The organism is Actinomadura sp. HBU206391, from assembly GCF_014323665.1.
In the GTDB taxonomy this organism is placed as follows: Bacteria; Actinomycetota; Actinomycetes; order Streptosporangiales; family Streptosporangiaceae; genus Actinomadura_C.
The window spans coordinates 1-1954 of sequence record NZ_JABVEB010000503.1; the positions used below are offsets into that span (position 1 = coordinate 1).

The window sequence follows — 1954 nt, forward strand, 5'->3', positions numbered from 1 at the left end:
GAGCTTCCGGTCCGCCGGTCGTTCACGATCGCCTGGGCCATGGCGCTCCTGCCCGCCTGCGCGTTCTTCGGCCAGTTCGCGCTCACCGACGCCGTCTTCCCGGTCCTGTTCGCCGGGTGGATCCTCGCCCTGCACACGTTCCTGCGGTCGGCGCGGACCGGTGCGGCCCTCGTCGCGAGTGTGCTGGCCGCCTATGCCCACGCGACCCATACGCGCGGAGCGGTGATCCTTGCGGCGCACCTCGCCGTCCTAGGGATGGCGCTGCTCCGCCGGTGGGGGCCGCGGTGGGTGCCGGTGGCCGCCGCCGTGGTGACGGCCGCCGGTGTGGTCGCGGGCCGGCTGCTGAACGACGCCGTCCTGCACGCGCTCTACCCCGGCGGGCCGCGCGACCTGGGCGCACTGTGGTGGACCCGGATGACCACGCCGCAGGGGCAGCTGCGCGCGCTGTCCGGCGCGGCCGGGCAGATCTGGTATCTGGGCGTCGGCGCATGGGGTTTCGGCGCGGTCGGGCTGGCCGCGACCGGGTGGGCACTCGCGCACTCGCGCCGTGATCTGCGGGTGACGGCCGGGGCCCTGCTCGCGACCACGTTGGGCATCGCCTACGCCTCCGCCGCCGCGCTGCCGGATGAGCATCGGGTCGGCAACTACGCGTACGGACGGTATCTGGCATGCGTGGCCGGGATCTACGCCTTGATCGGCCTGGCGGTGCTCTCACACGGGCGGCCGCTCAGAGCGGTCGGCGGCGGAATCGCGATCCTGTGCTGTACGGGTGCCTGGACGGTCGCCTACTCGGGCGACCGGCTGCGACGCCACGCGTTCGTGGGCTTCGACTTCCCCGAGACGTCCTTTCTCACCGGCGACTGGACAGCCCTGAATGCGGTGCGGGCGTCGCTCGCGGCGGTCGCGATCCTCGCGGTGACCGCTTGTGTCGCACGGTTCCGCGAAGTCGCGGCGGCCGGGCTGGCCGCACTGAACCTGACGGCGTTGACCGTGATCGGCGGGCACCTCGCCATGCCCCGCGAGATTCCGGCGACCCCGGCAAGCGCCACGGCGGGCGGGGTGGCCGCCGACCGGGCCCTGTCCTGGCGGATCCGGGTGCGGCAGAGCGGCCAGATCTGGTGGACCACGGTGCGCCTGTTCGATCCCGCACGGGAGCGGCCCGGGCCAGGCGTGTGCACCGTCCTCGTGCCCGCCTCGGCGAACGGCGGGCCCGCGTCGACATGGCCGTCCCGGCCGGCCGGATGGCGGCCGTCGGGCTCCGGCGCAGGCTGGGTCGCCTGGCGCGCTCCCAGCTGCCGTACATGACGGTCTCGGGCACGGGCCGATCTCGTCATGGCGTGGTGGAGAGGACGTCGCCGATCCGGCCGAAGAGCGTCGCGACGTCCCCTGCCCGTGGCTAAGAAACCGCGGCCGAGGCCGGTACGAAAAAGCCAACTTTTCATACTGGTTTAGCATGATAACCGGCGAGGGCGATCCACCGACCACCGGTCCCGCCGACGGGCGACCTCCGGCGGGAGCGCTGAGGCTGGGTGCACCACGGCCACGTTCACGGACCGGTTCGGCCTTAGCGTGAAGCATTGAACGGTCACGCACACACCCAGGCCGGGTAAAGACCGGCGCACCTCCGGGGGGGTCCGGTGCTCAACTGGGACCGGTCGTCGCTTCGCGCCCGTACGGTGCTGGCCACCAGCGCGGCCGCGGCGCTGGTATGCATCGGGGTGAGCCTGCTCTTCCTCATCTTCATGGGCAGCCAGAAGACCGACGCCGTCCAGGCCCGTGTCACCGATGACTGGGACCGGGTGCTGCCCGTCATCGCACTGGGCGGACATCTGCCTCCCGTGCTGCCGGACAGCGTGCTGGCCGACAGCAAGAGCGAGGCGATCCAGGTACTGGACGCGCGCGGCCGCGTGGTCGCGGCGACGCGCGAACTCGCCGGCAAGCCGCCGATCGCCAC

1 protein-coding gene and 1 pseudogene are annotated in these 1954 nt (G+C 72.6%); both read left to right on the plus strand.

The window, feature by feature from the left end; translation table 11 throughout:
* On the plus strand, positions 1-1305 hold a 1305-nt coding region (locus tag HKK72_RS38840), incomplete at its 5' end, for a hypothetical protein (RefSeq protein WP_187239367.1).
* A gap of 332 nt (positions 1306-1637) precedes the next feature.
* Positions 1638-1954, plus strand: a pseudogene (locus HKK72_RS38845) (hypothetical protein); the annotation flags it as partial.